Raw genomic sequence first — 23,009 nt, 5'->3', positions numbered from 1 at the left:
AAGCCCCGGATCATCTCCGGGGCTTCGTTCGCTAGACGGTTAGAGCTTCTGGTCTACGAAACCTAGGCTCTGGCTCTTGCCAGTGGCACGCTCAGCTAGATCCTTCGGCACGTAGAAGGCATAAGAGACACCCTCTGTGCTTCCCAGCCACACAGCTTCATCATCTCGCTGCGGACGTTCAAAGGAACGGACGGCAACCTCTTCGGTGTCCTCGTTGACTGCCTCGATGCGGACTCCTGCTTCAAGGAGCATCTTCCTTCGCTCACCAGCGTCAGCCAGTTCCCAGCGCTCAGCATACGTTTCGCCGGTAGCACGTAGCTCTTCCCGCTCTTCCCGCTCTGGCAGAGCGGACAACACCGCAATGCGCTTTTCTAGCGCTTTGATCTGCGGCTGCAACAGCCGAGCGAGGTTGGCAGGCTTTTTGGCTGCCTCTCCATAGAGAAAGGCGTACGCCTCCTCAGCCTCGGCAAGTTCCTGGTGATGCGACTGAGCAGGAATAACGACCTTTTCCAGCACCTCAAGGTTTCCGATGGTCTTTAGCAGCATCTCCTCAGTGGTGCTCTCTAGAAGCTCAGCCGAGATTGCCAAAGCCCTGCATTTCTCATCACTGCTCTGCTTCTTGAGATAGCCCCATGCCGACCGGCATCCGTAATACTCATACCGCCCGTAGGGCTTGGGCTGACTACGGCGGTACAGGCGCTCACCGCAGATGCCGCACCATCCAATGCGAAGCAGCATTCCCGCTCCAGCGGTACGGGTAGAAGCGTCGTGCACTGCGGAGGCGTCAAGGATGCGCTGAAGTTTCTCGAAAGTGTCTAGGTCAGTCAGAGGCTCTACCCGCTTCACTGGCATACCGTCCGGACCGAGGAAGGGTTTCCCGTCTAGCTCAACCTGACCGAGGAGAGCACGGGAACGCAGCATCATCTTGATTGTTTGAGCACTCCAGAGGATTCGCTTGGTAAGCCGGTCCCCCTCTTCGACCTTCTGGCCATCTTCGACGGACGCACTGACGTGCTTAGGGAAGAGGTTCACTGTGACCGCCTCAGAGCCATCCTCAGGCGTGATCGAAACCGTCCCCTCACCAACACTCACGACACCAGAGATAGGGGCCGTAGGCACCTTCCCGGCCTGCTGAATGCGGTATTCACGAGGGCTGAGAATCCCCTCATCATTGAGCCAGCGCATCACGGACTGCTTGGATTCCTTCTTGAGGACACGATCGATGATATCCAGCGTCGCAGGAACGGTATCGGGGTTGTGAATCAGCCGCCATTCGTTACCCTGCTTCTCAGGCATAGCCCAGTAGGGGAACATGCCACCACCCCAACGACCAGTAGCACGCATGAACGCCTTGGTATCGCGGTTGCGCTCTTTGATGACGTTCGCCTCCATCTCGGCCGCGAACGCGAAAAGCATCAACATCAACTGGGTCATGGTGTCCAGCGGACCACTACGGAAGTCCAGACGCATTTTCGGTCCGCCACCAGGGCCAATGGCGAAGATGATTAGTTTGCGATTCTGAACCGCCCACTCACTCAGCGAATGCATGTCGCGCATACTCCGGACAGCACGGTCAGCACGGCTCCACACGATCCCGTCGTACGCCTGGGGCCGCTTCAGCCACGGTCCTAGCTCTGGACGTTCGAACGGCGTCAGCTTGATTGCGGAGACGTCAAGATCCCGAGCCCAGCCGATGATCTCTCCCGACTCCTCAGCGGCAGCAAACTCGACGTCTGCGGTTTGACGCTCTGGACTGGTGCTGGGGTCAGCCTCGCCACGGTGGCGAGACAGGCGGACGGCTCCTAGCAGGCGCAACGAGGTCATGCGTTGCACCATACATCCGTCTACAAACCCTTGACAACGCAACCGCATTGGTGAGGTAGATGTGTCCCGGGTCCAGCCCGGCGTCGTCGACCGCCTTGCGCAGCAGCCGACCGGCGGGGCCGACGAAGGGCAGCCCCTTCTGGTCCTCCATGTCGCCGGGCTGCTCGCCGACGAAGACGACGCGGGCGGCGGCGTCACCCCGGCCGAAGACGGTCTGTGAGGCGTCCCGGTACAGCTCGCAGCCCCGGCAGCCGGTGGCGGCGGCGCGCAGTTCGTCGAGCGTGTCGGCCTGCGGCGGGATGAACCGCTGGGCGCCGGGCGCGGTCTCGGTGTCGGCCATGGCGACTGTTCTACCCGGTGTGACGCGGCCCACGCGAGCAGGAACGCCGGATCGGTGCCCCTTTCCCGGCACCTCCGGCGAACCGGCCACCCGGGAGGCAGTCCGAGAAAGGCCAGCCTCAGGACGGCCAGCCCGAGGAAACAGCCCGCCCGGGAAGGCCGGCCCACAGGAAGCCCCGCCCGCACGGCACGAGCGGCCCGCACGGCACGGCCGGGGCACATCGGGCCCACAGGGCCCGCCTTGGCCCGCCAGGCACGCATGGCACGCCCGGCCCGCGCGGGATGCCGCAACTCGGTGTATCCGCCGCCCGGGAAAGCCCGAGATGCCGCAAGCTGGGCCGACGCCCCTGGCCCCTGCGCCGCCGCCCCTGGCCCCTGCGCCGCCGCCCCTGGCCCCTGGCCGGGCCGGGCCGGGCCGGGCCGGAGACCCTGCGCCCGAATCAGCAACTTCGGGGATGCTGCCGCCTCCAACCCCAGCCCAGACAGCAACATCGGGGATGCTGCTGCCGCACGTCGACGCCGGGCGTGTGGTGTGGGTAGGTCAGGCGGTGAAACCCGGTGCCGGGGTGGGGCGGGTCGCCCGGGCGACCGCGTCGGCGAGTGTGGGGATCTCCTCCTCGTGCAGGTTGCTGACGGTGATGCGCAGCCCGGGCGGGCCGGCGAGCCGGTAGAGCGCGCCCGGCGCGACCGCCCAGCCGGCGTCCCGCAGGGTGGTGAGCGCGCTTGTCTCGTCGTCCACCGGCACCCAGACGTTGATGCCGGTGCGGCCGTGCGCGGGCAGGCCACGCTCGGCCAGGGCGGTGATCAGGGCGTTCCGTCGCCGTTCGTAACTCTCCGCCGCCCGGTCGACCAGGGCGGTCGCCTCGGGATCGCCCCAAATTGACAGCACCAGCCGTTGCAGCACTGTGGAGACCCAGCCGGCGCCGATCCGGGCTCGGCCGGCCACCCGCGCCACGGTGGTCTCGTCTCCGGCCAGCACGGCCAGGCGCAGGTCGGGGCCGAAGGGCTTGCTGACCGAGCGGAGGAAGGCCCAGTGGGCTGTCGCTCCGGCGAGCGGATGCAGCGGTACGCGGGCCAGTTCGGCGGCGTGATCGTCCTCGATCAACAGCAGGTCGGCGCGGCCGGCGAGCAGGGCGCGCAGGGCGTCTGCCCGGTCGGCGGAGAGCGTCGCGCCGGTGGGGTTCTGGGCCCGGCTGGTCACGATGAGCGCTCGGGCTCCGGCGGCCAGGGCCGCGGCGACTCCGGCGACGATCGGTCCGTCGTCGTCGATCGGCATCCCGATCGGCCGCAGCCCGAGGGCGGCGAGCAGGTCGAGCAGCCCGGCCCAGCCGGGGTCCTCCACGGCTACCGCGTCGCCGTGCCGCAGGTGTGCGCCGAGCAGTCGTTCGATGCCGTCCAGTGCGCCGCCGGTGAGGGTCAGCCCGGCGGCCGGCACCCCGTCGGCGGCCAGCCGCGCCCCGGCCACCTCGGCCATCTCGGGGAGTACGCCTAGGTCGGGATAGCCCACCGGGTCGCCGGCGGCTTCGGCGAGGGCGGCCAGGTGCCGCCCCAGCGGCGGCAGCAGGCGCCGGTCTGGTTCGCCTCGGGACAGGTCGCGCAGACCGGGTGCGGGCGGTGGGCGCAGCGCCGCCCGGCGGGCGGCGACCGGTGGGCGGGGGCGTACCCGGGTGCCGTGTCGGCCGGCGGTGACGATGAGCCCTCGGCGACGCAGTTCGGCGTAGGCGCGGGACACGGTGGCCGGGCTGACGGCCAGGTCGGCGGCGAGGGCGCGGACCGGTGGCAGTGGATCACCGGGGGCGAGGGCGGCGTCGCGGATGCCGGACTCGATGCTCGCCGAAATCTCGACAGCCGTCGCACCTGCCACCTGATAGCGTGCTGACACAAACATGGGATTGTACTAGAACAAAGGTGGAAGCATGTACCCGCAGACCACCCGCACCACCGCCAGCCGCTCCCGGGACCGGATGAGCTACGACCGGACCGCCACGCACGCCGTGCTCGACGAGGCGTACGACTGTGCGCTCGGGTTCACTGTGGACGGCGAACCCCGCGTGCTGCCCACCCTGCACGTACGCATCGGCGACACGCTCTACCTGCACGGCTCGACCGGTGGCCGGCCGCTGCTCGCCGCCCGCGCCGACGGTCTGCCGGTCTGCGTCGCGGTCACCCTCCTCGACGGGCTGGTCTACGGTCGCTCCCAGTTCCACCACAGCGCCAACTACCGGTCGGTGGTCGCACACGGCACCGCTCACCTGGTCACCGACCCTGGCGAGAAGGCCGACGTGCTGACCGCACTTGTGGAGAAGGTCGGCACCGGCCGCGCGGCGGACAGCCGCCCGCCGAACCGGCGGGAGCTGGCCGAGACCGCCGTGCTGGCACTGCCGCTGGCGGAGGTGTCGCTGCGCACCCGCACCGGCCAGGTACGCGACGACCCGGCCGACCTCGACCTGCCGCACTGGGCCGGGGTGGTGCCGCTGCGGCTGACCCCCGGCCTGCCGGAGCCCGACGTCGGGGTCACCGCGCCACTGCCGGCCTACCTGCGCCCGAACCGCTCGCCCTGGCACGAACCGGCGGTGCTGCGCGGCGCGCACGTGCTGCTGGAGCCGCTCGATCTGGCCCACACCGACGAGTTGTACGCGGCCACCGCCGACGCCGAGGTCTGGCAGCACCTGAGCCGGCCACTGCCGACCGGGCCGGGACAGTTGCGTGAGGTGATCGTCGCGGCGCTCGCCGAACAGCACCGCCAGAACCGGGTCGCCTGGGTGCAACGGTGTGCGGTCACCGGTGCGGTGGTCGGCACCACGTCGTACTACGCAATCGATCCCGAACGGCGGTCGCTGGCGATCGGGCACACCGTGCTCGGCCGGGCGCTGTGGCGTACCGGGATCAACACCGAGGCGAAGCTGCTGCTGCTCACCCGCGCCTTCGACGACCTCGACGCGGTGCGGGTGGTCTGGCACACCGACATCCGCAACGAACGTTCCCAGCGTTCCCTGGAACGGCTCGGCGCCCGCCGGGAGGGGGTGCTGCGGATGGACCGGCAGCGTCCGGACGGCTCGTGGCGGGACACCGTGCAGTATTCGATGACCGTCGACGAGTGGCCGAAAGCACAGGTCAGCCTGCGGGAAAGGCTTAGCGCTCGCCCCTCGTCGGCCCGATGATGTCGGGCGTGCTGGGAATCACCGACATCTGGACGTACGTGCTGGGCACCGTGGCCATCGTGCTGCTGCCCGGCCCCAACTCGCTGTTCGTCCTCTCCACCGCCGCGCGGCGCGGGGTCGGCGTCGGCTACCAGGCGGCGAGCGGCGTCTGGGTCGGTGACGCGATCCTGATGTTCCTCTCCGCCGCCGGGGTGGCTTCGCTGCTCAAGGCGTACCCCCCGATCTTCCTCGTGATCAAGTACGCGGGTGCCGCGTACCTGGGCTATGTGGGGTTGACCATGCTGCGCGGCGCGTGGCGGCGCTGGCGGGACCGCAACGACCCGAGCACCCCGCGCCTGATCGACGCCGCGGAGCCGACGGCGACCCGCAGCCCGTTCCGCAAGGCGCTGGTGATCAGCCTGCTCAACCCGAAGGCGATCCTCTTCTTCGTCTCGTTCTTCATCCAGTTCGTCGACCCGACCTACCCCTGGCCCGCGCTGTCGTTCCTGCTGCTCGGCCTGATCGCCCAGGTGACAAGCGCGCTCTACCTGACCGCGCTGATCTTCGCGGGCACCTTCCTGGCCGCCCAGTTCAGCCGGCGTCGCCGGCTGGCGGCGGGCGCGACAAGTGCCGTCGGGGCCCTCTTCCTCGGCTTCGGCCTCAAGCTCGCCCAGGGCTGACGAGACGGGCGGGGACGCCCCGGCGGATGAGCCGCCGCGGTGCCGGCGCGGACGGCGTCAGGTGCCGCCGCCTCCGCCGCCACCACCGCCCTCGCCGCCACCGACACCGGCGCCGCCCGCGTCGCCACCAGGTTCCGGGCCGGGCGGCAGCGGCCGGTCGGGTGGTCGACTGACGTGGGCCGACTCGGTGACGGTGGCCGACCAGTCGGCGTGCGCTGCGGCGGCGGCGTGCCGGTTGATCGCCTCGCGCAGCCACCCGTCCACGGTGTTCACCCAGTCCCGCTGGTCGGCGCCGACGTGCCAGATCCGGAACCGGCTGATGCTGGTGTGGGTGATCCCGGCCAGCGCCAGCCGCCGGTCACACCAGAGGATCACCTCCAGGCCGGCGGAGTTGGCCACGAAGATCACCTCCAGCTCGGTGATCGGCCCGGCGTAGAGCGGGCCGACCCAGAAGCCCCACCGCTGGTGCAGGGGCAGGGCCTGCTCCACGCCGGGCAACCGGCCGTCGACAAGCCCGGACTGGCGGACGCTGAAGCCGAGCGTGTCCAGGGCGGCCAGCACGTGCTGCTGGGTCGGCAGCGGATGGACGAAGATCGGCACCATCGCGCCCTGGTCCACTGTGGCTTCGATCGCCACCTCGGTACGCAGGCCCATCCGCAGGCTGAGCAGCGGCACCCCGCCCAGCGTGGTCACCGGCGTCTCCCACGGCACCGGGAACTCGAACGGAATCGAGCGGGCCCGCCCGGCCCGCAGCACCAGGGCGTCGGCCACCTGCGCCTGGTGGAACTGCACCAGCCGGCGGGGAGCTTCCGGATCGTCCGGCTCGGCCGTGCTGACCAGGCCGAGCCGGACGTGCAGGACCGGCACGTCGACGGAACCGGCTATGAGGTTCACCCGCCCCGGCAGTCGCAGGCCGGGGCGGGTGCTCGGGTTGGCCAGCGCGGTCTGCACCGTCAGGCCCGTTCCGCCCGATCCCGGTGACACCCCCGTCAGCCGCACCCGTGTGCTCCTATCTGAGCCGTCGTACCGCGCGTGGAATCGGATCGGTCTCGTCGTCGAACTCCCCGATGACCTCCTCCAGCAGGTCCTCCAGGGCGACGAAGCCGACCGGCCGGGTGGGCCCCCCACCGTTGCGGACCAGCGCGAGTTGCGACTGGCGGGCCCGCATCACGGCCACCGCCTCGGTGACGGTGGCGGTGTCGGGGATCGTGATGGCGTCGTTCATCAGGTCGGCCGCGGTGGCGTCGGGTCGGCCGGCCGTGGCCCGCACCGCCTCCCGTACGTGCACCAGGCCGCAGACGTCACCGGCGGCGTCCAGCACCGCCAGCCGGGACCGGCCGCTGTCCCGGCTGACCTGCTCGATGCGGCCGGCCGGATCGTCCCGGCGTACGGTCACGATCTGGTCGAACGGTTCCATCACCTGGGCGACAGTGGTGCCCTGCAACTCCAGCATGCTGGTGAGCAGTTCGTGCTGGGCGGCGCCGAGCAGCCCGTGCTCCCGGGACTGCTCCAGCAGCATCCGCAGCTCATCGGGGCCGTGCACCTGGGCCAGCTGGTCCTGCGGGTTGACCTTCACCAGCCGCAGCATCGCGTTCGCCACCGCGTTGAGCACCGACAGCACCGGACGGGCCACCCGGGCGAAGGCCCGGAACGGCAGCGCCAGCAGCAGCGCGGACCGCTCCGGGTGGGTGATCGCCCAGGACTTCGGTGCCATCTCGCCGACCACCAGATGCAGGAAGGTGACCAGGCTCAGCGCGAAGATCAGTGCGATCACGTGACTGGCGCCGTACGGCAGGCCGACGGCGTGCAGCAGCGGGCCGAGCAGCCGTTCGATCGCCGGCTCGGCCAGGGCACCGAGACCCAGCGTGCACAGGGTGATGCCGAGCTGCGCACCGGCCAGCATCAGCGACAGCTCGCGTACGCCGTCGAGCGCTGCCCGGGCGGCCCGGCCGCCACCGGCCGCCGCCTGTTCCAGGCGGTACCGCTTGCTCGCCACCAGGGCGAACTCGGCGGCGACGAAGAATCCGTTGAGCGCCAGCAGGACCACCGAGGTGATCAGTGCGAATCCGGTGCTCATGCCGTCACCTCCGCGGGCCCGTCGGTGACCTGGAGGCGGACCGAGTCGGCCACGTGCCGATCCACCGCGAGCACCTCGACCAGGGCGCGCGGCGGGACCTGACCGTTGTCACCGTCGGCCGGCAGGCTGATCTCCAGCCGGTCACCGACCTCCGGCACCCGACCCAGCTCCCGCATGACCAGCCCCGAGATGGTGTCGTACTCGGGCCCCTCCGGCAGGGCGATGCCGGTGCTGTCGGCCACCTCGTCGATGCGCCAACGGGCGGGCACCACCCAGGAACCGTCGTCCTGCCGCGCCGGGGCCCGCTCCGGCGGGTCGTCCTCGTCGCGGATCGGGCCGACAAGTTCCTCGGCGATGTCCTCAAGCGTGATGACGCCGGCGAAGCCGCCGTACTCGTCGACCACGCAGGCGAGCTGGCGGTGCCCCGAGCGGAGCCGGTCCAGCACGGTGGGCAGCGGCAGCGTCTCGGGCACCAGCAGCGGGGGTACGGCCACCGCGCTGACCGGGGTGGTGGCGCGCTCGGCCGGTGGCACCTGGAGCACGTCCGCGATGCCGATCACGCCGACCAGGTCGTCGACGCCCTCCGTACCGCGTACCGGGAAGCGGGAGCGGCCGGTGTCGAGCAGCTCGACCACCCGGCTGACCGGCTCGTGTGCCCGCACGGTGTGCACGTCGACCCGGGGCACCATGGCCTCACCGGCGGTCAGCTGCCGAAAGTCGAGCCCTCGGTCGAGCAGCTCCGACATCTCCGCGTCGAGGTGCCCCTCCAGCCGGGACTCGGCGATGATCTGTTCCAGGTCCTCTGGAGTGGCGCCGCTGGGCAGTTCCTCGATCGGCTCGATGCCGACCCGCCGCAGCAGCCGCACCGCGGACTTGTCGAAGAGCTTGATCAGCGGGCCGGCGATGGCCAGGTAGACCAGGGTGGACCGGGCCAACGTCCGGGCGACCGGTTCGGGGCGGGCGATGGCCAGGTTCTTCGGCGCCAGCTCGCCCACGACCATCTGCACCACAGTGGCGATGACCAGGGCCAGCGCGACCGAGAGCGGCAGGCTGACGCGGGTGGAGACGCCGGCCACGCCGAGCAGCTCGGCCAGGCCGGCACCGAGGTAGGGCTGGGCGACGTAGCCGACGAGCAGGGCGGTCACGGTGATGCCGAGCTGCGCGCCGGAGAGCATGAACGACAGCCGTCCGGCGACCTCCAGGGCCCGGGCGGACGCCTGGTCGCCCTCGGCGGCGCGTTGCTTCAGCTTGCCGCGGTCGACCGCGACGTAGCCGAACTCCTGCGCGACGAAGTACCCCGTCGCGACGGTCAAGACAGTGATCAGAAGAAGGCCGACGAGGATCAACACGGGAGGTTCAGGGCTCCCGGGGTCGTCGGTCTGTGGGGATGCCGGGGCCTACCCGGCTGGCTACTGCTGCCCTCCTGGGCAGAAGAGTCGATCATGCGGTCATTCTACCGGCGTCCGGGCCCGGGCCGGGCGCGAGTGCACTCATTGTGCCCGCCCGGGCGGGGGGTGGTCGGCGGTCGCGAGTTCGTCGGCGTCGAGCAGGTTCCGGTCCACCCGCCCGGCGCGGTACGCGGCCCGACCGATCATCTGCGCGGCGACCGGAGCGGTGGCCAGTTGGAAGACCCCGACGAGCACGATCATGCCCAGGTCGGCAGGGCTACGCAGCCGCAGCCCCAGGCCCAGCAGCAGGAGCAGCACCCCGAGCACCTGCGGCTTGGTGGCCGCGTGCATCCGGCTCAGCGTGTCCGGGAAGCGCAGCACCCCGATGGCGGCGGCCAGGCTCAGCAGCGCACCGGCGACCAGGCTGACCGCACCCAACCAGTCGGCGACGGTACCCGGTGTCACGGCCGGTCCCGGACGGCGAAGCGGACAAGCGACACGGATCCGACGAAGCCGAGCAGGGCGAGCACCACCAGCACCGGCAGGGTGGTGGCGTGCCGGTTGACCGCCGCCTCCGCGCCGACGGCGCCGACCATGGTGGCGAGCAGCATGTCGGCGGCGACGACCCGGTCCAGCAGCGACGGGCCCCGGTAGAGGCGGGCGAGGGCGAGCAGGGCGGTCACCGACAGCAGGCTGGTGAGGGCGATGGCGAGGAAGACGGTCACGGCGACTCCTTGTCTACGGATCCGGTACGCACCCGGCGCAGTTCGGCGTTGGAGCCGACCGCCTCGACGATCCGGCGCTCCACGGCGCGGACCTGCTCACGGCTGGCGGCGAGCGAGTCGGGGCCGCGTACGTCGAGCACGTGCACGTAGAGGATTCCGGCGTCCCGGTCCACCTCCACGATCAACGTGCCGGGCACCAGGGAGAGCACCTCGGCGGTGAGGGCCAGGTTGAGGTCGGTGGGCAGGCGCAGCCGCACCGCGATGATGGCCGAGCGGGGGGTGTAGCCCGGCTGCACCGCGATCCGGGCGACGTGGGCGCTGGCCCGGACCAGTTCGACGACGAACCGGCCGCCGAACACCAGCAGGCCCCACGGCCGGAGCCGGCCGTGAAAGGTCACCGGCGGCAACGGGAAGAACAGCAGCACCACGGCGGCGGCCAGCAGCCCGCCCAGCAGGTTGCCCCAGGTGAACTCCCCCCAGAACAGGTTCCAGGCCAGCACCAACCAGCCGTAGGCGATCAGCTGGTCACGCCATCGGCCCATCCGGGTCTGCCGGTCCGGCGGCGCGGGTGGCACGGTGTCCGGCGCGGTCATGACGCCCCGCCGGGCAGGACGGCGCGCACGTACGGGGTGCGTTCGATCAGATCGGTCGCCGCCCGTCCGGTGTACTCGAACAGCGGACCCGCCACCACGGTCAGCGCCACCCCGAGCGCCACCAGGGCGACCGTGGCGCCGACCATAAGCGCGGGCAGTGGTGCGGTCGGCGCGACCGTTTCGCAGGGTGAGCGCCAGAAGGCGATGTTCCACACCCGGCTCGCCACGTAGAGGGTGAGCAGGCTGGTCACGGTGCCCACGGCCACAAGCGTCCAGGGCAGCGGTCCGCCTGCGGCGACCCCGGCCTGTAACAGGCCGAGCTTGCCCAGGAAGCCGGAGAAGGGCGGGATGCCCGCCAGGTTCATCGCCGAGACGAAGAAGAGCACGCCCACCATGGGTGCCAGCCGGGCCAGCCCACCGAGGCGGCGTAGGTCGGTGCTGCCGGCCCGCTGCTCGACCAGCCCGGAGATCAGGAACAGGGTGGTCTGGATGGTGATGTGGTGGACCACGTAGAAGATGGCGCCGACCAGCCCGGCGACAGTGCTCAGGCCCACCCCGAAGATCATGTAGCCGATGTGGCTGACCAGCGTGAACGACAGCAGCCGCTTGATGTCCGACTGGGCCACCGCGCCGAGGATGCCGACAAGCATGGTCAGGCCGGCCGCCACCATCAGCAGTTCCCCGGCCTGCTGCCCGGGGAAGAGCAGGGTCTGGGTCCGGATGATCGCGTACACGCCGACCTTTGTGAGCAGGCCGGCGAAGACCGCGGTGACCGGCGCGGGCGCCGTCGGATAGCTGTCCGGCAACCAGGCGGACAGCGGAAAGACCGCCGCCTTGATGCCGAAGGCCACCAGCAGCATCAGCTGAAGACTCAGGCGTACGCCGCCCGGCAGCGCGTCCAGTCGCGCGGTGAGCTGGGCGAGGTTGAGCGTGCCGGTGGCCGCGTAGACCAGGCCCACCGAGATGAGGAAGATCATCGAAGCCAGGATGTTGACCACGACGTAGGTGGAGCCGGTGCGGATGCGCGGCCGGGTGCCGTTGAGGGTGATCAGGACGAAGCTCGCGGCGAGCAGCATCTCGAAGCCGACGAAGAGGTTGAACAGGTCACCGGCGAGGAACGCGTTGCACACACCGGCGGTCAACACCAGATAGGTGGGGTGGAAGATCGCCACCGGGGAGGTCTCCCCGATCTCCGCCTGGCCCTGCCCGATCGAGTACAGCAGCACGCAGAGGGTCACCGCCGAGGAGACCACGAGCATCAGCGCGGCCAGCTGGTCGGCGACCAGCACGATGCCCACCGGCGCCGGCCAGCCGCCGATCTGCATCACCAGCGGTCCCTGCCGGTACGCCTGCACCAGCAGCACCACCGCCACCACCAGGCTCCCGCTCAGGCAGCCCACGCTCACCGTCCGCTGGGTCCACGGCCGGCTGCCCAGCAGCAGGGTGATCGCGGCACCCAGCAGCGGTAGCACCACCGGCAGCGGCACGAGAGTGTTCATCGCCGCCACCGCTTCTGCGTGGTCCACGCGTACCGGCTCATCCCTGGCCGTCCTCGCGGGGTGGGGCCGGGGCGTCGACCTGCTGCGGGTCGGCGGCCGCCGGTTCGCTGGCCAGGTCGGCGGCGGACACCTCGCGACGCGCGGCCCGCCTGACGATTTCCCGGTCCTCGACGTCGTCCGGCACCTCGTCGTCACCGGTCAGGTACCAGCTGCGGTAGCTGATGGCCAGCAGGAAGGCGGTGAAGCCGAAGGTGATCACGATGGCGGTGAGCACCATGGCCTGGGGCAACGCGTCACTCATCGCGGCCTCTTCACCGACCCCGACCACCGGCGGAGCCCCGGCCCGCCCGCCGAAGACGATCAGCAGGTTGACGCCGTTGCCGATCAGGATGACGCCGAGCAGGACCCGGCTCAGGGTGCGTTCCAGCAGCAGGGTCACGCCGCAGCCGACGAGTACCCCGATCGTGACGAAGGAGACCAGGTTGGCTCCCGCGCTCATGGGCGTGCCTCCCCTCGCCCGCCGGCCAGCCCGCCCCCGGCCCCACCGGCCATCTCGATGTGCCGGTCCACCTCGGCGCCGAGGCTGCGCAGCACGTCCAACGCCAGCCCGATCACCACCAGGTACACACCGACGTCGAAGAAGAGGGAGGTGACCAGGTAGAAGTGGCCGATCAACGGCAGCCACAGGTCGACAGTGGTGCTCTCCAGCACGGTGCCGCCGGCGATCAGGGAGACCACCCCGCTGCCCACCGAGAGCAACAGCCCGGCACCCAGCACCGTGCCGGCACCGATCGGCGCCGCCTCGACCAACTCGTACCGGCCGCCGGCGAGGTACCGCATGGTCAGCGCCAGGCTGGCCACCAGCCCACCGGCGAAGCCGCCACCGGGTGCGTTGTGCCCGGAGAAGAGCAGGTAGAGGGAGAAGAGCACAGCGGTGTGGGAGATCAGCCGGGTGACCACCTCCAGCACGATCGAGCGTTGCCGCTCGTGCAGCGTCACCCCGCCGCGCAGCCAGACCGCCCGGCCTGCCGGCGGCTCGTCCTCAGCGACCTCCCGTCGACGGGGACGGGGCCCGGTGCGGGACTGGTGGAAGATCAGACTCGCCACTCCGGTCGCGGCGGCCACCAGCACCGCCACCTCCCCCAGGGTGTCCCAGGCGCGGATGTCCACAAGGGTCACGTTGACCACGTTGCGGCCGTGCCCCTGCTCCACCGCGAGGTGCGGAAACTCCTCGGAGATGGACCGCGCCTGCCGGGCCGCCGCGGCCCCGACGGCCAGCGCGGCCACGGTGGTACCGACGATCAACCCGATCGTCCGCCGGATCCAGCGACTGCGCCGCAGCGGCCGCATCGAGAACCGCTCGGGCAGTCGACGCAGCACCAGCACGAAGATCGCGATGGTCATGGTCTCCACGAGGAACTGGGTAAGCGCCAGGTCGGGCGCGCCGTAGAGCACGAACAGCATCGCGGTGCCGTAACCGGTCATGCCGACCAGGAGCATCGCGGTCAGTCGCCGGCTGGCCCCCACGGCGAGCAGCGCGGCGACGCAGACCACGAGCAGCACCACCGGCTGCGCGGGGGTGGCCCACAGGTCCAGTGACTGCTCCCAGGGCCGGATGAGGAACACCGACCCGCCCGGCACGGCGGCCAGGACGATCAGGATGAGACCGAGGTACTGCGGCAGCGATCCCCGCTGGGTGACGCTTGTGACGTCCACCGCGACCCGGTCGAAGCGATGGGTGATCCACTCGTACCCCCGTTGGCCGGTGACCGGCCAACGCAGTCTGGCCAGCGCAGGGGCCAGTGGACCACGCAGCGCGAACAGCGCCGTACCACCCGCCAGGGCCAGCACGGACAGACCGAGCGCCGGGGTGAGCCCGTGCCACAGGGCCAGGTGTTTACCGACGGTGCCGAAGAGTTCGGGGTACGGGCGCAGCAGATGATCCAACGCTCCCGCGGCCGGGCCGGCGACCAGCCCGGCGACGGCCAGCAGGGCTGGCGGGAGGAACAGCGACGGCGCGATCCGGCCCAGGTCGGTGGCGGCGACGCCGGGGCGGGCGGCGAAGGCGCCCCAGATGAACCTGATGCTGTACGCGACGGTGAGCACGGTCCCGGCGACGAGTACCGCCAGCACCAGCGGCTGATCGGTGAAGGCGGCGAACACGGCCTCCTTGGCGACGAACCCGAGCAGGGGTGGCAGTCCGGCCATCGAGGCGGCGGCGAGCACGGCAACCCCGGTCAGCACCGGTGCGGTACGCCGCAGCCCGGACAACTCGCGCACGTCCCGGGTCCCGGCGCCGTGGTCGATCACACCGACCACGAGGAACAGCGCCGCCTTGAACAGCGCGTGGGCCAGCAACATGGCGACACCGGCCAGCGCGGCGTCCGCGGTGCCCACCCCGACGACCACCGTCAGCAGGCCGAGCTGGCTGACCGTGCCGTGTGCCAGCAGCAACTTCAGGTCGGTCTGCCGCAGCGCCGCCCAACCGCCCACCAGCATGGTGGCCAGGCCGGCGATCACCACCACCGGTCGCCACGGACCGACCACGGCGAGCACCGGGGCGAGCAGGCCGAGCAGGTAGACGCCGGCCTTCACCATCGCCGCCGCGTGCAGGTACGCGCTGACCGGCGTCGGTGCGGCCATCGCCACCGGTAGCCACGAGGTGAACGGCAGCACCGCCGACTTGGACAGCGCACCGAGCAGGATCAGCAGTGCCGCGACGACCAGGTACGCCCCGCCGGGCAGCGGTTGCTGCGCCACCTCCGACCAGCGGTAGGTGCCGGCGTGGTGGCCGAGCATGATGAACCCGATGAGCATGGCCAGGCCGCCGAGGGTGGTCACGGTCAGCGCCTGGGCCGCCGCCCAGCGGCTCGACCGCCGCTCGGTGCTGTGGCCGATCAGCAGGTACGAGAAGACAGTGGTGAGTTCCCAGCAGACGTAGAGCAGCAGCAGGTCGTCGGCGAGGACCAGCCCGAGCATCGCCCCGGCGAAGGCGACCATCACGCCCGCGAACCGCGAGTTGCCGAGCGCGTCCCGCGGGAAGTACCGGGCGCTGTAGCCGAGCACCAGTGCGCCCACGCCGCCGACCAGCAGGGTCATCAGCCAGGACAGGGTGGTCATCCGCAGGGCCAGGTCCAGGCCCAGTTCCGAGATCCACGGGTACGTCTCGACCACCGCGCCGCCGTGGGCGACGTCGGGTGTGTGGACCAACGCCCAGCCGAAGGCGGCCGCCGGCACCAACGCCAGCAGGTAACAGGCGCGCGGACCCCACCGGCGGACCAGCAGTGGCGCCACCACGGCCGCCACGAGGTGCAGGATCAGCAGTACGAGCACGCGCGCTCCCGGTCGAGGTGGCCGAGACGCCCCACGGGGGTTGGAGCATCTAGCAGCGATCAGACGACAGTTCAGCGCGCTGTGGATGCTTTTTCCGAAATCAACACACTTTCGCCGTCAATGCGGCGAAGTGCGGTGAACGACCGAATCAGCTGTGCGCGGCGGCGTCCGTCGCGGCACTCCCACCGCCGCGACCCGGGCGCCCCTCGACGACCAGGTCCGGCCGGCCCAGTTGGGAGGCGGCCCGGTTGACAAGTCGCTGGGCGGCGGCCAGGGAGCGCACGGAGAGCAACCGGCCACGGCTCTCCCGGCGCAGTACGAAGTAGTGCACCGCGGCCCGCACCTGGGCGCGGTCCGCCGCGCTGGCCTGGGCGGTGGAGACGACAAGCTCGCGCAGGCAGTTGGCGAGCCGCTCGGCCAGTTCGAGATCCGGGCCGTGCAGCCCGGCGCGCAGGGCTGTGACATGGCTGTCGACCTTGCGGATCAGGACGTCGGTGCCGGGCCCCGAACTCCGCTCCTCGACGGCCATCCGACTCCCCTCCACCGCTCGCCACGACGCGGGTGAAGTTACTTTATGTTGCCCCTCAAGAGCAAGCAGTTAAGTAAGACTTAACGGATTCTAGGTGCAAGTCGCCTTTAACGCCTTAACAAGACATACCCCGCCCGGCTCGCCGTGAACGAATGTCGGTACCCGGGGGCAGGATGGGTTCGTGGCGGATTCCAGCACGGCCCCCGGCGAGCAGGTCCTCGCCCGGTTCGGCCCGGCGACCCGGGAGTGGTTCGGTGCGGCGTTCGCCGCGCCGACGGCGGCGCAGGCCGGGGCCTGGAACGCGGTGGCCGCCGGCCGGCACGCCCTGGTCGTGGCGCCCACCGGCTCCGGCAAGACCCTCGCCGCGTTCCTGTGGTCACTCGACCGGCTGTCCCGCGAGACGGTCCCGACCGACCCCCGGCGGCGCTGCCGGGTGCTCTACGTCAGCCCGCTCAAGGCGCTCGCGGTCGACGTCGAACGCAACCTCCGCGCTCCCCTCACCGGCATCCGGCAGGCCGCCACCCGGCTCGCCCTGCCCCCGCCGGAGATCACCGTCGGAATGCGTACCGGCGACACCCCCGCGGACGAGCGGCGGGCCTTCGCCCGCACCCCGCCGGACATCCTGATCACCACACCGGAGTCGCTGTTCCTGCTGCTCACCTCGGCCGCCCGGGATTCGCTGCGCGGCGTGGAGACCGTGATCGTCGACGAGGTGCACGCGGTCGCCGGCACCAAACGCGGCGCCCACCTGGCGCTCTCGCTGGAACGGCTCGACGAGTTGCTGCCCGCCCCGGCGCAACGCATCGGACTCTCCGCCACCGTCCGACCGCTTGACGAGTGCGCCCGCTTCCTCGGCGGCGCCCGCCCGGTCGAGGTGGTGGCCCCGGCGACCGCCAAGACGATCGAGGTCAGCGTCCAGGTGCCGGTGGAGGACATGACCCGCCTCGACGAGCAGGCGGTGCCGGAGGACGACCTCGCCGGTCCGCGCACGGCGTCGATCTGGCCGGCCGTGGAGGAACGGGTCTTCGCCCTGATCAGGGCGCACCGTTCGACGATCGTCTTCACCAACTCCCGCCGCAGCGCCGAACGCCTCTGCGCCCGACTCAACGAACTCGCCGCCGACGAGACAGCCGCGGCACCACCGGCTGCCCGGACACCTGCCGAGCTGATGACCCAGGCCGGCGCGGTGTCCGGTGCCCCGCCGGTGATCGCCCGGGCGCATCACGGCAGCGTCTCCCGGGAGGAACGCCGGCAGATCGAGGAGGCGCTCAAGGCGGGCCGGTTGCCGGCGGTGGTGGCCACCTCCAGCCTCGAACTCGGCATCGACATGGGCGCGGTCGACCTGGTCGTGCAGATCGAGGCACCGCCCAGCGTGGCCGCCGGCCTGCAACGGGTCGGCCGGGCCGGGCACCAGGTCGGCGCGGTGTCGCGGGGCGTGGTCCTGCCCAAGCACCGGGGCGACCTGCTCTCCTGTGCCGTGGTCGCCGAACGGATGGGTGAGGCCGCCATCGAGGAGCTGCACCATCCGCGCAACCCGCTGGACGTGCTCGCCCAGCAGGTCGTGGCGATGGTCGCGCTGGACGAGTGGCGGGTCGGCGACCTGGCGAGCGTGGTCCGCCGGGCCGCGCCCTTCGCCGAGCTGCCCGACTCCGCGCTGCACGCCGTACTGGACATGCTCTCCGGCCGCTACCCGTCGACCGCCTTCGCCGAGCTTCGCCCCCGACTGGTGTGGGATCGCGCCGCCGACGTACTGACCGGCCGTCCGGGCGCCCAGCGGCTCGCGGTGACAAGTGGCGGCACCATCCCCGACCGGGGCCTGTTCGGCGTCTTCCTGGCCGGCGCGGAACGCGCCGCCCGGGTCGGCGAGCTGGACGAGGAGATGGTCTACGAGTCCCGGGTCGGTGACGTCTTCCTGCTCGGGTCGTCCTCCTGGCGGATCGAGGAGATCACGCCGGACCGGGTGCTGGTTTCCCCCGCCCCCGGGCAGGCGGCGAAGATGCCGTTCTGGAAGGGCGACCAGCCGGGCCGGCCGGTGGAACTGGGCCGGGCGATCGGCGCCCGGGTGCGGGCTCTGCTCCGGCAGGACGCCGAGGAGGCCACGGCCGCGCTGCGGGCCACCGGGTTGGACGACTGGGCCGCCGCAAACCTGCTGACCTACCTGCACGAGCAACGGGCGGCGACCCGGGCCCTGCCGGACGACCGGACGGTGGTCGTCGAACGCTTCCGCGACGAGCTGGGTGACTGGCGACTTGCCGTGCACAGCGTGCTGGGAGCCCGGGTCAACGCGCCCTGGGCGCTTGCCATCGGGCGCCGGCTCGCCGAACGGTACGGCGTCGACGCGCAGGTGATGCCCGCCGACGACGGGATCGTGGTCCGGCTGCCGGACACCGCCGACACCCCGCCCGGCGCCGACGTGGTGGCCTTCGACCCGGAGGAGATCGCCCAACTGGTGGAGGAGTCGGTAGGCACCTCGGCGCTGTTCGCCGCCCGGTTCCGGGAGTGCGCCGCCCGGTCGCTGCTGCTGCCCCGCCGGGATCCACGCCGCCGCCAGCCGCTCTGGCAACAACGGCAACGCGCCGCCCAACTGCTCGACGTGGCCCGGGAGTACGCCGAATTCCCGGTCACCCTGGAGGCGGCACGGGAGTGCCTGCAGGACGTCTTCGATCTGCCCGCCCTGACCGAGGTGATGCGTGACCTGGCCGGCCGCCGGGTGCGACTGGTCGAGGTGGAGAGCGCCCGGCCGTCCCCGTTCGCCCGCTCACTGCTCTTCGGCTACGTCGGCGCCTTCCTCTACGAGGGCGACGCCCCGCTGGCGGAACGCCGGGCCGCGGCCCTCACCCTGGACTCGGCCCTGCTCGGCGAGCTGCTCGGCCGGGTCGACCTGCGCGAGCTGCTCGACCCGGAGGTGCTCACCGAGACGGAACGGCAACTGCGCTGGCTCAGCACCCAGCGCCGTACCCGCGACGCCGAGGACGTGGTCGAGCTGCTGCGGCAGCTCGGCGACCTGAGCACCGGTGAGCTGGCCGAGCGCGGGGCACCCGAGGCGTGGCTGACCGAGCTGGCCGCCGCCCGCCGGGTGCTGCGGGTCCGCATCGCCGGGCAGGAACGCTGGGTCGGCGTCGAGGACGCCGGCCGGTTGCGCGACGCCCTCGGCGTGGCCCTACCGGTAGGCGTCGCCGAGGCGTACCTCGAACCGGTCGCCGACCCGCTCGGGGACCTGGTGGCCCGGTACGCCCGTACCCACGCCCCGTTCACCGCCGCTGCCTGCGCGGCACGGTTCGGGCTCGGGGTCTTCGTGGTCGAGCAGGCGCTGCGTCGGCTGGCCGCCACCGGCCGGGTGGTCTCCGGTGAGTTCACCCCGGACACGGCCGGCACCCAGTGGTGCGACGCCGAGGTGCTGCGCCTGCTGCGCCGCCGGTCCCTCGCCGCGCTACGCCGGGAGATCGAACCGGTACCGGCGCGGGCGCTGGCCACCTTCCTCCCCCGCTGGCAGCAGGTGGGCTCCTCCGCTCGCGGGGTGGAGGCGGTGGCGTCGGCTGTCGAGCAGTTGCAGGGCGCCTCGGTGCCCGCGTCGGCGCTGGAACGGCTGGTGCTGCCCGCCCGGGTCGCCGACTACTCCCCCGCCCAGCTCGACGAGCTGTGCGCCAGTGGCGAGGTGCTGTGGGCCGGCGCGGGGGCGATCTCCGGTGGGGACGGCTGGGTCAGCCTGGCGTACGCCGACTCGGCTCCGCTGCTGCTCCCGCCGCCGGACGAGACTCTCGCCCGGACGCCCCTGCACGACGCGGTGCTGGACGCGCTCGACGACGGGCAGGCGTTGTTCTTCCGGCCCCTGGCCGATCGGGTCGGCGCCACCGACGACGCCGAGCTGACCGCCGTCATCTGGGACCTGGTCTGGGCCGGTCACCTCAGCAACGACACCCTGGCACCGCTGCGGGCGGTGCTCGGTGCCGGCGGCGCGCACCGCGCCCGCCCGACCGCCGCCCGTGGCCGTTACCGGCGCCCGGGACGGCTGGCGATGCCGAGTCGCAGTGGGCCGCCGACGGTGGCCGGACGCTGGTCACGGTTGCCGGCCCGGGACACCGACCCGACCCGCCGCGCCGCCGCGCTCGCCGACGTACTGCTGGAACGGCACGGCGTGCTGACCCGGGGCGCGGTCGTGGCCGAGCAGGTCGTGGGGGGTTTCGCCGCCGTCTACCCGGTGCTTTCCGCGCTTGAGGAGCGCGGCGCGGCCCGGCGGGGTTACTTCGTCGACGGGCTGGGCGCGGCGCAGTTCGCGGTGCCCGGTGCGGTGGACCGGATCCGTGCCGGCGCTGAGCCGCTCGACGGCGGCCGGCCCCGCAGCGGGTCGTCACTGGTGCTCGCGGCCACCGATCCCGCCAACCCGTACGGCGCGGCGCTGCCCTGGCCGGACCGCGTCGTCGACTCCGGCGATGCGACATCGCCGCCGGCCACCGGGCACCGGGCGGGCCGCAAGGCCGGTGCGCTCGTCGTGCTGGTCGAGGGTGAGCTGGCGCTCTACGTGGAGCGGGGTGGGCGGACGCTGCTCTCCTTCACGGACGACGCCGACGCGCTGGGTGCGGCCGGTAAGGCGCTGGCCGACGCCGTCCATTCCGGCGCGCTGGGCCCGATCTCGGTGGAACGTGCCGACGGCGAGTCCGTGCGCGCCTCGCCACTGCGGGACGCCCTGACCGCCGCCGGCTTCCGCACCACCCCTCGCGGTCTCCGTCTCCGTGCCTAGGCCGCTTTTCATAAGGCTCGCCCGAGCGAGCCGAGGCCCGGGTCCGGCGCAGCCGGGCACGGTCTTATGAAACGCGGCCTGGGGCCGGTGTCAGCGGAGGGTGTCGAGGACCTTCTCGTAGCGGGGGCGGTCGGCGCGTGGGGTCGGTGCCTCGAGGTAGTTGAGCACCACGGTGCCGCTGCGGTAGGCGGCTCCGCTCCACCGCTCGGCCAGGTCGCCGGCGCTGCTCTCGTCGGGGAAGACGTAGACGGCCACGTTGTCGGTCACGACAAGTTCCGAACAGCCCAGCCCCAACCCGTCAGGTCCACAGTCGACGGAGCGGTCGCGGACGTTGGCCGCCTTGAGCCCGGCCGCCCGGAACGCCGCCACGACCTCCCGGCCGGTCGGTGCACCGGCCTGGCGCGGTGGCAGCTCCACCGGCGGCGGGCTCGGCGGCCGTCGCTCGGTGGTGCCGTCGGCGGCCGGCCCGGCAGCCGACGGCGGCGGCGCGGCGCTGCTCGGGGCGGCCGGCGCGGCGGGGCTCGCCTCGCCGGTGGGGGCGGGCACGGCAGCCGGGTCACTCGGTGTGGCCGGGTCCGCCGACGGTACGGCGAGCGTCGGTGTCGGTGCGGCGGCGGGCGACCTGTTCGGCTCCGCACCACAGGCGGTGACCGCGACGGTGATCATGAGCAGGGCGACGGCTGACAGGTTCCGGTGGCTCACCCAGGCAGTCTGCCCAACCGGGGCGGGCCGCAGCAGTGGCCGGTCGGTCAGCCGTGCTGTCGGCTATCCGGCAACCGGACGCCGACAGCACCGCGAGACCGGCAGCACCGCGACACCGACAGCACAGGGCTCACCGGTTCCGCACCCTCGCCCACGCCGTCATCGCCCGTCGCGGACGATGCGGGCGTACGATCCGGTGCCGTGACCAGCAGTACCGCCCGCGCGTCGCGGGCACCGGCCGGAGTCGTCTCGCTGACCACCGACTACGGTCTCACCGACGGTTTCGTGGCGGCCTGCCACGGGGTGATCGCCCGCCTCGCGCCCGCGCTGCGGATCATCGACGTGACCCACCTGGTGCCGCCCGGCGACGTCCGTCGCGGTGGGGCGGTGCTGGCCCAGACCGTGCCGCACCTGCCACCGGGGGTGCATGTGGCGGTTGTCGACCCGGGAGTCGGTACGAGCCGCCGGGGTGTCGCGCTGGACACGCCCGCCGGCCTGCTGGTGGGCCCGGACAACGGCCTGCTGCTGGACGCCGCAGCGGCGCTCGGCGGGGTGACCGGAGCGGTGGAGCTGACCAATCCGAGCTGGCTGGCGCCACGGGTGTCGGCCACCTTCCACGGGCGGGACGTCTTCGCGCCGGTCGCGGCCCGGCTGGCCCTCGGCGCCCCGCTGGCCGAGGCCGGCCCGGCGGTCGACCCGGGGTCGCTGGTGCGGCTGCCGGCACCGCTGGTCCGCCGGCTGCCGGACGGGTTCGTCGCCGAGGTGTTGACCGTGGACCATTTCGGCAACGTCCAGCTGGCCGCCCCGGCCGAGCTGCTGGATCCGTTGCCGGCGCGGGTCCGGGTGCATCCGGCGGCCGGCGACCCGGCCGCTGGGGGCGGCCCGGCGGATGCCGGCGGATGGGTACGGGAAGCGGTGCGCGGGCGTACGTTCGGCGACGCTCCGGAAGGTGCCCTGGTGGCGCACGTCGACTCGGCCGGTCGGGTCGCGCTCTCCGTCAACGGTGGACACGCCGCCGAACTGCTCGCGGTGGTCCCGGGTACGCTGCTGCGGGTCCGGGGTTGTGGCGTCGTGGGGGACGCTCCCGGACAACACGGATGAAGCGTCTACTGTGGAAAGCTGTCAAGGTGGATGATCGCTGGGTTCCCGCCGCTTGTCCCTGCTGCGCGTACCGGACCGGCGGCGGCACCTGCCCGGTCTGTTTCTGGACAGATGACGGTCAGGCCGACGCTGACGCCGACGACGTCCGCGGCGGGGCGAACGGGGACCTGAGCCTGTCCCACGCCCGCCTCAACTTCGCCGTCTACGGCGCCTGCCACCCGCGATACCAGGAGCTGGTGCGGACGCCGAGGCCGGAGGAGATGCCCTGAGCCAGCCGACCCGGATGACCCTGGGCACCCGCTGACGCGGCGGGCCGGGCCGGCCTGGGAGGACGCCGGCCC

The 23,009-nt window shown here is 72.0% G+C and carries 18 protein-coding genes and 1 pseudogene; 5 read left to right on the top strand and 14 right to left on the bottom strand.

Annotated elements, in window-relative coordinates; all coding sequences use genetic code 11:
- Positions 1–39 precede the first annotated feature (39 nt).
- The 3 genes and pseudogenes from AB0I71_RS20890 to AB0I71_RS20880 all read right to left on the bottom strand — a co-directional run bounded on the left by AB0I71_RS20890 (position 40) and on the right by AB0I71_RS20880 (position 4,045).
- Positions 40–1,824 (bottom strand): recombinase family protein, encoded by a 1,785-nt coding sequence (locus tag AB0I71_RS20890; protein ID WP_357586989.1) that lies wholly within the window; start codon positions 1,822–1,824, stop codon positions 40–42.
- A 40-nt stretch (positions 1,825–1,864) separates the two neighbouring features.
- Positions 1,865–2,164, bottom strand: a pseudogene (locus AB0I71_RS20885) (uracil-DNA glycosylase family protein); the annotation flags it as partial.
- A 540-nt stretch (positions 2,165–2,704) separates the two neighbouring features.
- On the bottom strand, positions 2,705–4,045 hold the full coding sequence (locus AB0I71_RS20880; protein WP_357586987.1) for an aminotransferase class I/II-fold pyridoxal phosphate-dependent enzyme: 1,341 nt from the start codon (positions 4,043–4,045) through the stop codon (positions 2,705–2,707).
- Positions 4,046–4,079: 34 nt separating this feature from the next.
- Between AB0I71_RS20880 and AB0I71_RS20875 the strand changes: the two genes are divergently transcribed.
- Both AB0I71_RS20875 and leuE read left to right on the top strand, forming a co-directional pair.
- A complete protein-coding gene (locus AB0I71_RS20875) occupies positions 4,080–5,324 on the top strand; it encodes a bifunctional pyridoxamine 5'-phosphate oxidase family protein/GNAT family N-acetyltransferase (RefSeq protein ID WP_357586984.1) in 1,245 nt (414 codons plus the stop codon).
- Positions 5,321–5,983, top strand: a complete 663-nt coding sequence (gene leuE, locus AB0I71_RS20870) for a leucine efflux protein LeuE (RefSeq protein ID WP_357586982.1) — start codon at positions 5,321–5,323, stop codon at positions 5,981–5,983. Before AB0I71_RS20875 ends, leuE begins: the two co-directional genes overlap by 4 nt.
- A gap of 57 nt (positions 5,984–6,040) precedes the next feature.
- Here leuE and AB0I71_RS20865 read toward each other — a convergent pair whose 3' ends face one another.
- The 10 genes from AB0I71_RS20865 to AB0I71_RS20820 all read right to left on the bottom strand — a co-directional run bounded on the left by AB0I71_RS20865 (position 6,041) and on the right by AB0I71_RS20820 (position 16,127).
- Entirely contained in the window at positions 6,041–6,982 is a 942-nt protein-coding gene (locus AB0I71_RS20865; protein ID WP_357586980.1) for a sporulation protein, read from the bottom strand.
- A 10-nt stretch (positions 6,983–6,992) separates the two neighbouring features.
- The gene (locus tag AB0I71_RS20860) at positions 6,993–8,060 is read right to left on the bottom strand and encodes a hemolysin family protein (RefSeq protein WP_357586978.1); all 1,068 of its coding nucleotides are present in this window, start codon (positions 8,058–8,060) and stop codon (positions 6,993–6,995) included.
- Positions 8,057–9,409: a hemolysin family protein gene (locus AB0I71_RS20855; RefSeq protein ID WP_357586976.1), complete on the bottom strand. Its 1,353-nt coding sequence runs from the start codon at positions 9,407–9,409 to the stop codon at positions 8,057–8,059. Before AB0I71_RS20855 ends, AB0I71_RS20860 begins: the two co-directional genes overlap by 4 nt.
- A gap of 141 nt (positions 9,410–9,550) precedes the next feature.
- Positions 9,551–9,913, bottom strand: a complete 363-nt coding sequence (mnhG, locus tag AB0I71_RS20850) for a monovalent cation/H(+) antiporter subunit G (protein ID WP_357586974.1) — start codon at positions 9,911–9,913, stop codon at positions 9,551–9,553.
- Positions 9,910–10,173, bottom strand: coding sequence for a monovalent cation/H+ antiporter complex subunit F (locus tag AB0I71_RS20845; protein WP_357586972.1), 264 nt, complete (start codon positions 10,171–10,173; stop codon positions 9,910–9,912). The genes mnhG and AB0I71_RS20845 overlap by 4 nt, the downstream gene beginning before the upstream one ends.
- Positions 10,170–10,766 carry a Na+/H+ antiporter subunit E gene (locus tag AB0I71_RS20840; protein ID WP_357586970.1) on the bottom strand — a complete coding sequence of 199 codons (597 nt, stop codon included), beginning with the start codon at positions 10,764–10,766 and terminating at the stop codon, positions 10,170–10,172. Before AB0I71_RS20840 ends, AB0I71_RS20845 begins: the two co-directional genes overlap by 4 nt.
- Complete coding sequence (locus AB0I71_RS20835; protein WP_357587061.1) at positions 10,763–12,265, bottom strand: Na+/H+ antiporter subunit D; 1,503 nt, start codon at positions 12,263–12,265, stop codon at positions 10,763–10,765. The genes AB0I71_RS20840 and AB0I71_RS20835 overlap by 4 nt, the downstream gene beginning before the upstream one ends.
- A 37-nt stretch (positions 12,266–12,302) precedes the next feature.
- Positions 12,303–12,764, bottom strand: a complete 462-nt coding sequence (locus AB0I71_RS20830; protein WP_357586968.1) for a Na(+)/H(+) antiporter subunit C — start codon at positions 12,762–12,764, stop codon at positions 12,303–12,305.
- The gene (locus tag AB0I71_RS20825) at positions 12,761–15,598 is read right to left on the bottom strand and encodes a Na+/H+ antiporter subunit A (RefSeq protein WP_357586966.1); all 2,838 of its coding nucleotides are present in this window, start codon (positions 15,596–15,598) and stop codon (positions 12,761–12,763) included. The genes AB0I71_RS20830 and AB0I71_RS20825 overlap by 4 nt, the downstream gene beginning before the upstream one ends.
- 148 nt (positions 15,599–15,746) lie before the next feature.
- The gene (locus AB0I71_RS20820) at positions 15,747–16,127 is read right to left on the bottom strand and encodes a hypothetical protein (protein WP_357586964.1); all 381 of its coding nucleotides are present in this window, start codon (positions 16,125–16,127) and stop codon (positions 15,747–15,749) included.
- 181 nt (positions 16,128–16,308) lie between these two features.
- Here AB0I71_RS20820 and AB0I71_RS20815 point away from each other — a divergent pair, with 181 nt between their 5' ends.
- Entirely contained in the window at positions 16,309–20,865 is a 4,557-nt protein-coding gene (locus AB0I71_RS20815) for an ATP-dependent helicase (protein ID WP_357586962.1), read from the top strand.
- Between the two features lie 90 nt (positions 20,866–20,955).
- On the opposite strand, the gene AB0I71_RS20810 is transcribed toward AB0I71_RS20815, so the two are convergent.
- Positions 20,956–21,567, bottom strand: a complete 612-nt coding sequence (locus tag AB0I71_RS20810; RefSeq protein ID WP_357586960.1) for a hypothetical protein — start codon at positions 21,565–21,567, stop codon at positions 20,956–20,958.
- 201 nt (positions 21,568–21,768) lie between these two features.
- Between AB0I71_RS20810 and AB0I71_RS20805 the strand changes: the two genes are divergently transcribed.
- Both AB0I71_RS20805 and AB0I71_RS20800 read left to right on the top strand, forming a co-directional pair.
- The gene (locus AB0I71_RS20805; protein WP_357586958.1) at positions 21,769–22,668 is read left to right on the top strand and encodes an SAM-dependent chlorinase/fluorinase; all 900 of its coding nucleotides are present in this window, start codon (positions 21,769–21,771) and stop codon (positions 22,666–22,668) included.
- Between the two features lie 26 nt (positions 22,669–22,694).
- On the top strand, positions 22,695–22,937 hold the full coding sequence (locus AB0I71_RS20800; RefSeq protein WP_357586956.1) for a CPCC family cysteine-rich protein: 243 nt from the start codon (positions 22,695–22,697) through the stop codon (positions 22,935–22,937).
- Positions 22,938–23,009 lie beyond the last annotated feature (72 nt).

It is taken from the genome of Micromonospora sp. NPDC049891 (assembly GCF_040660295.1).
Lineage (GTDB): Bacteria > Actinomycetota > Actinomycetes > Mycobacteriales > Micromonosporaceae > Micromonospora.
Note: the sequence above shows the minus strand (reverse complement) of the source record. Positions and strands in the feature narration are given on the sequence as shown.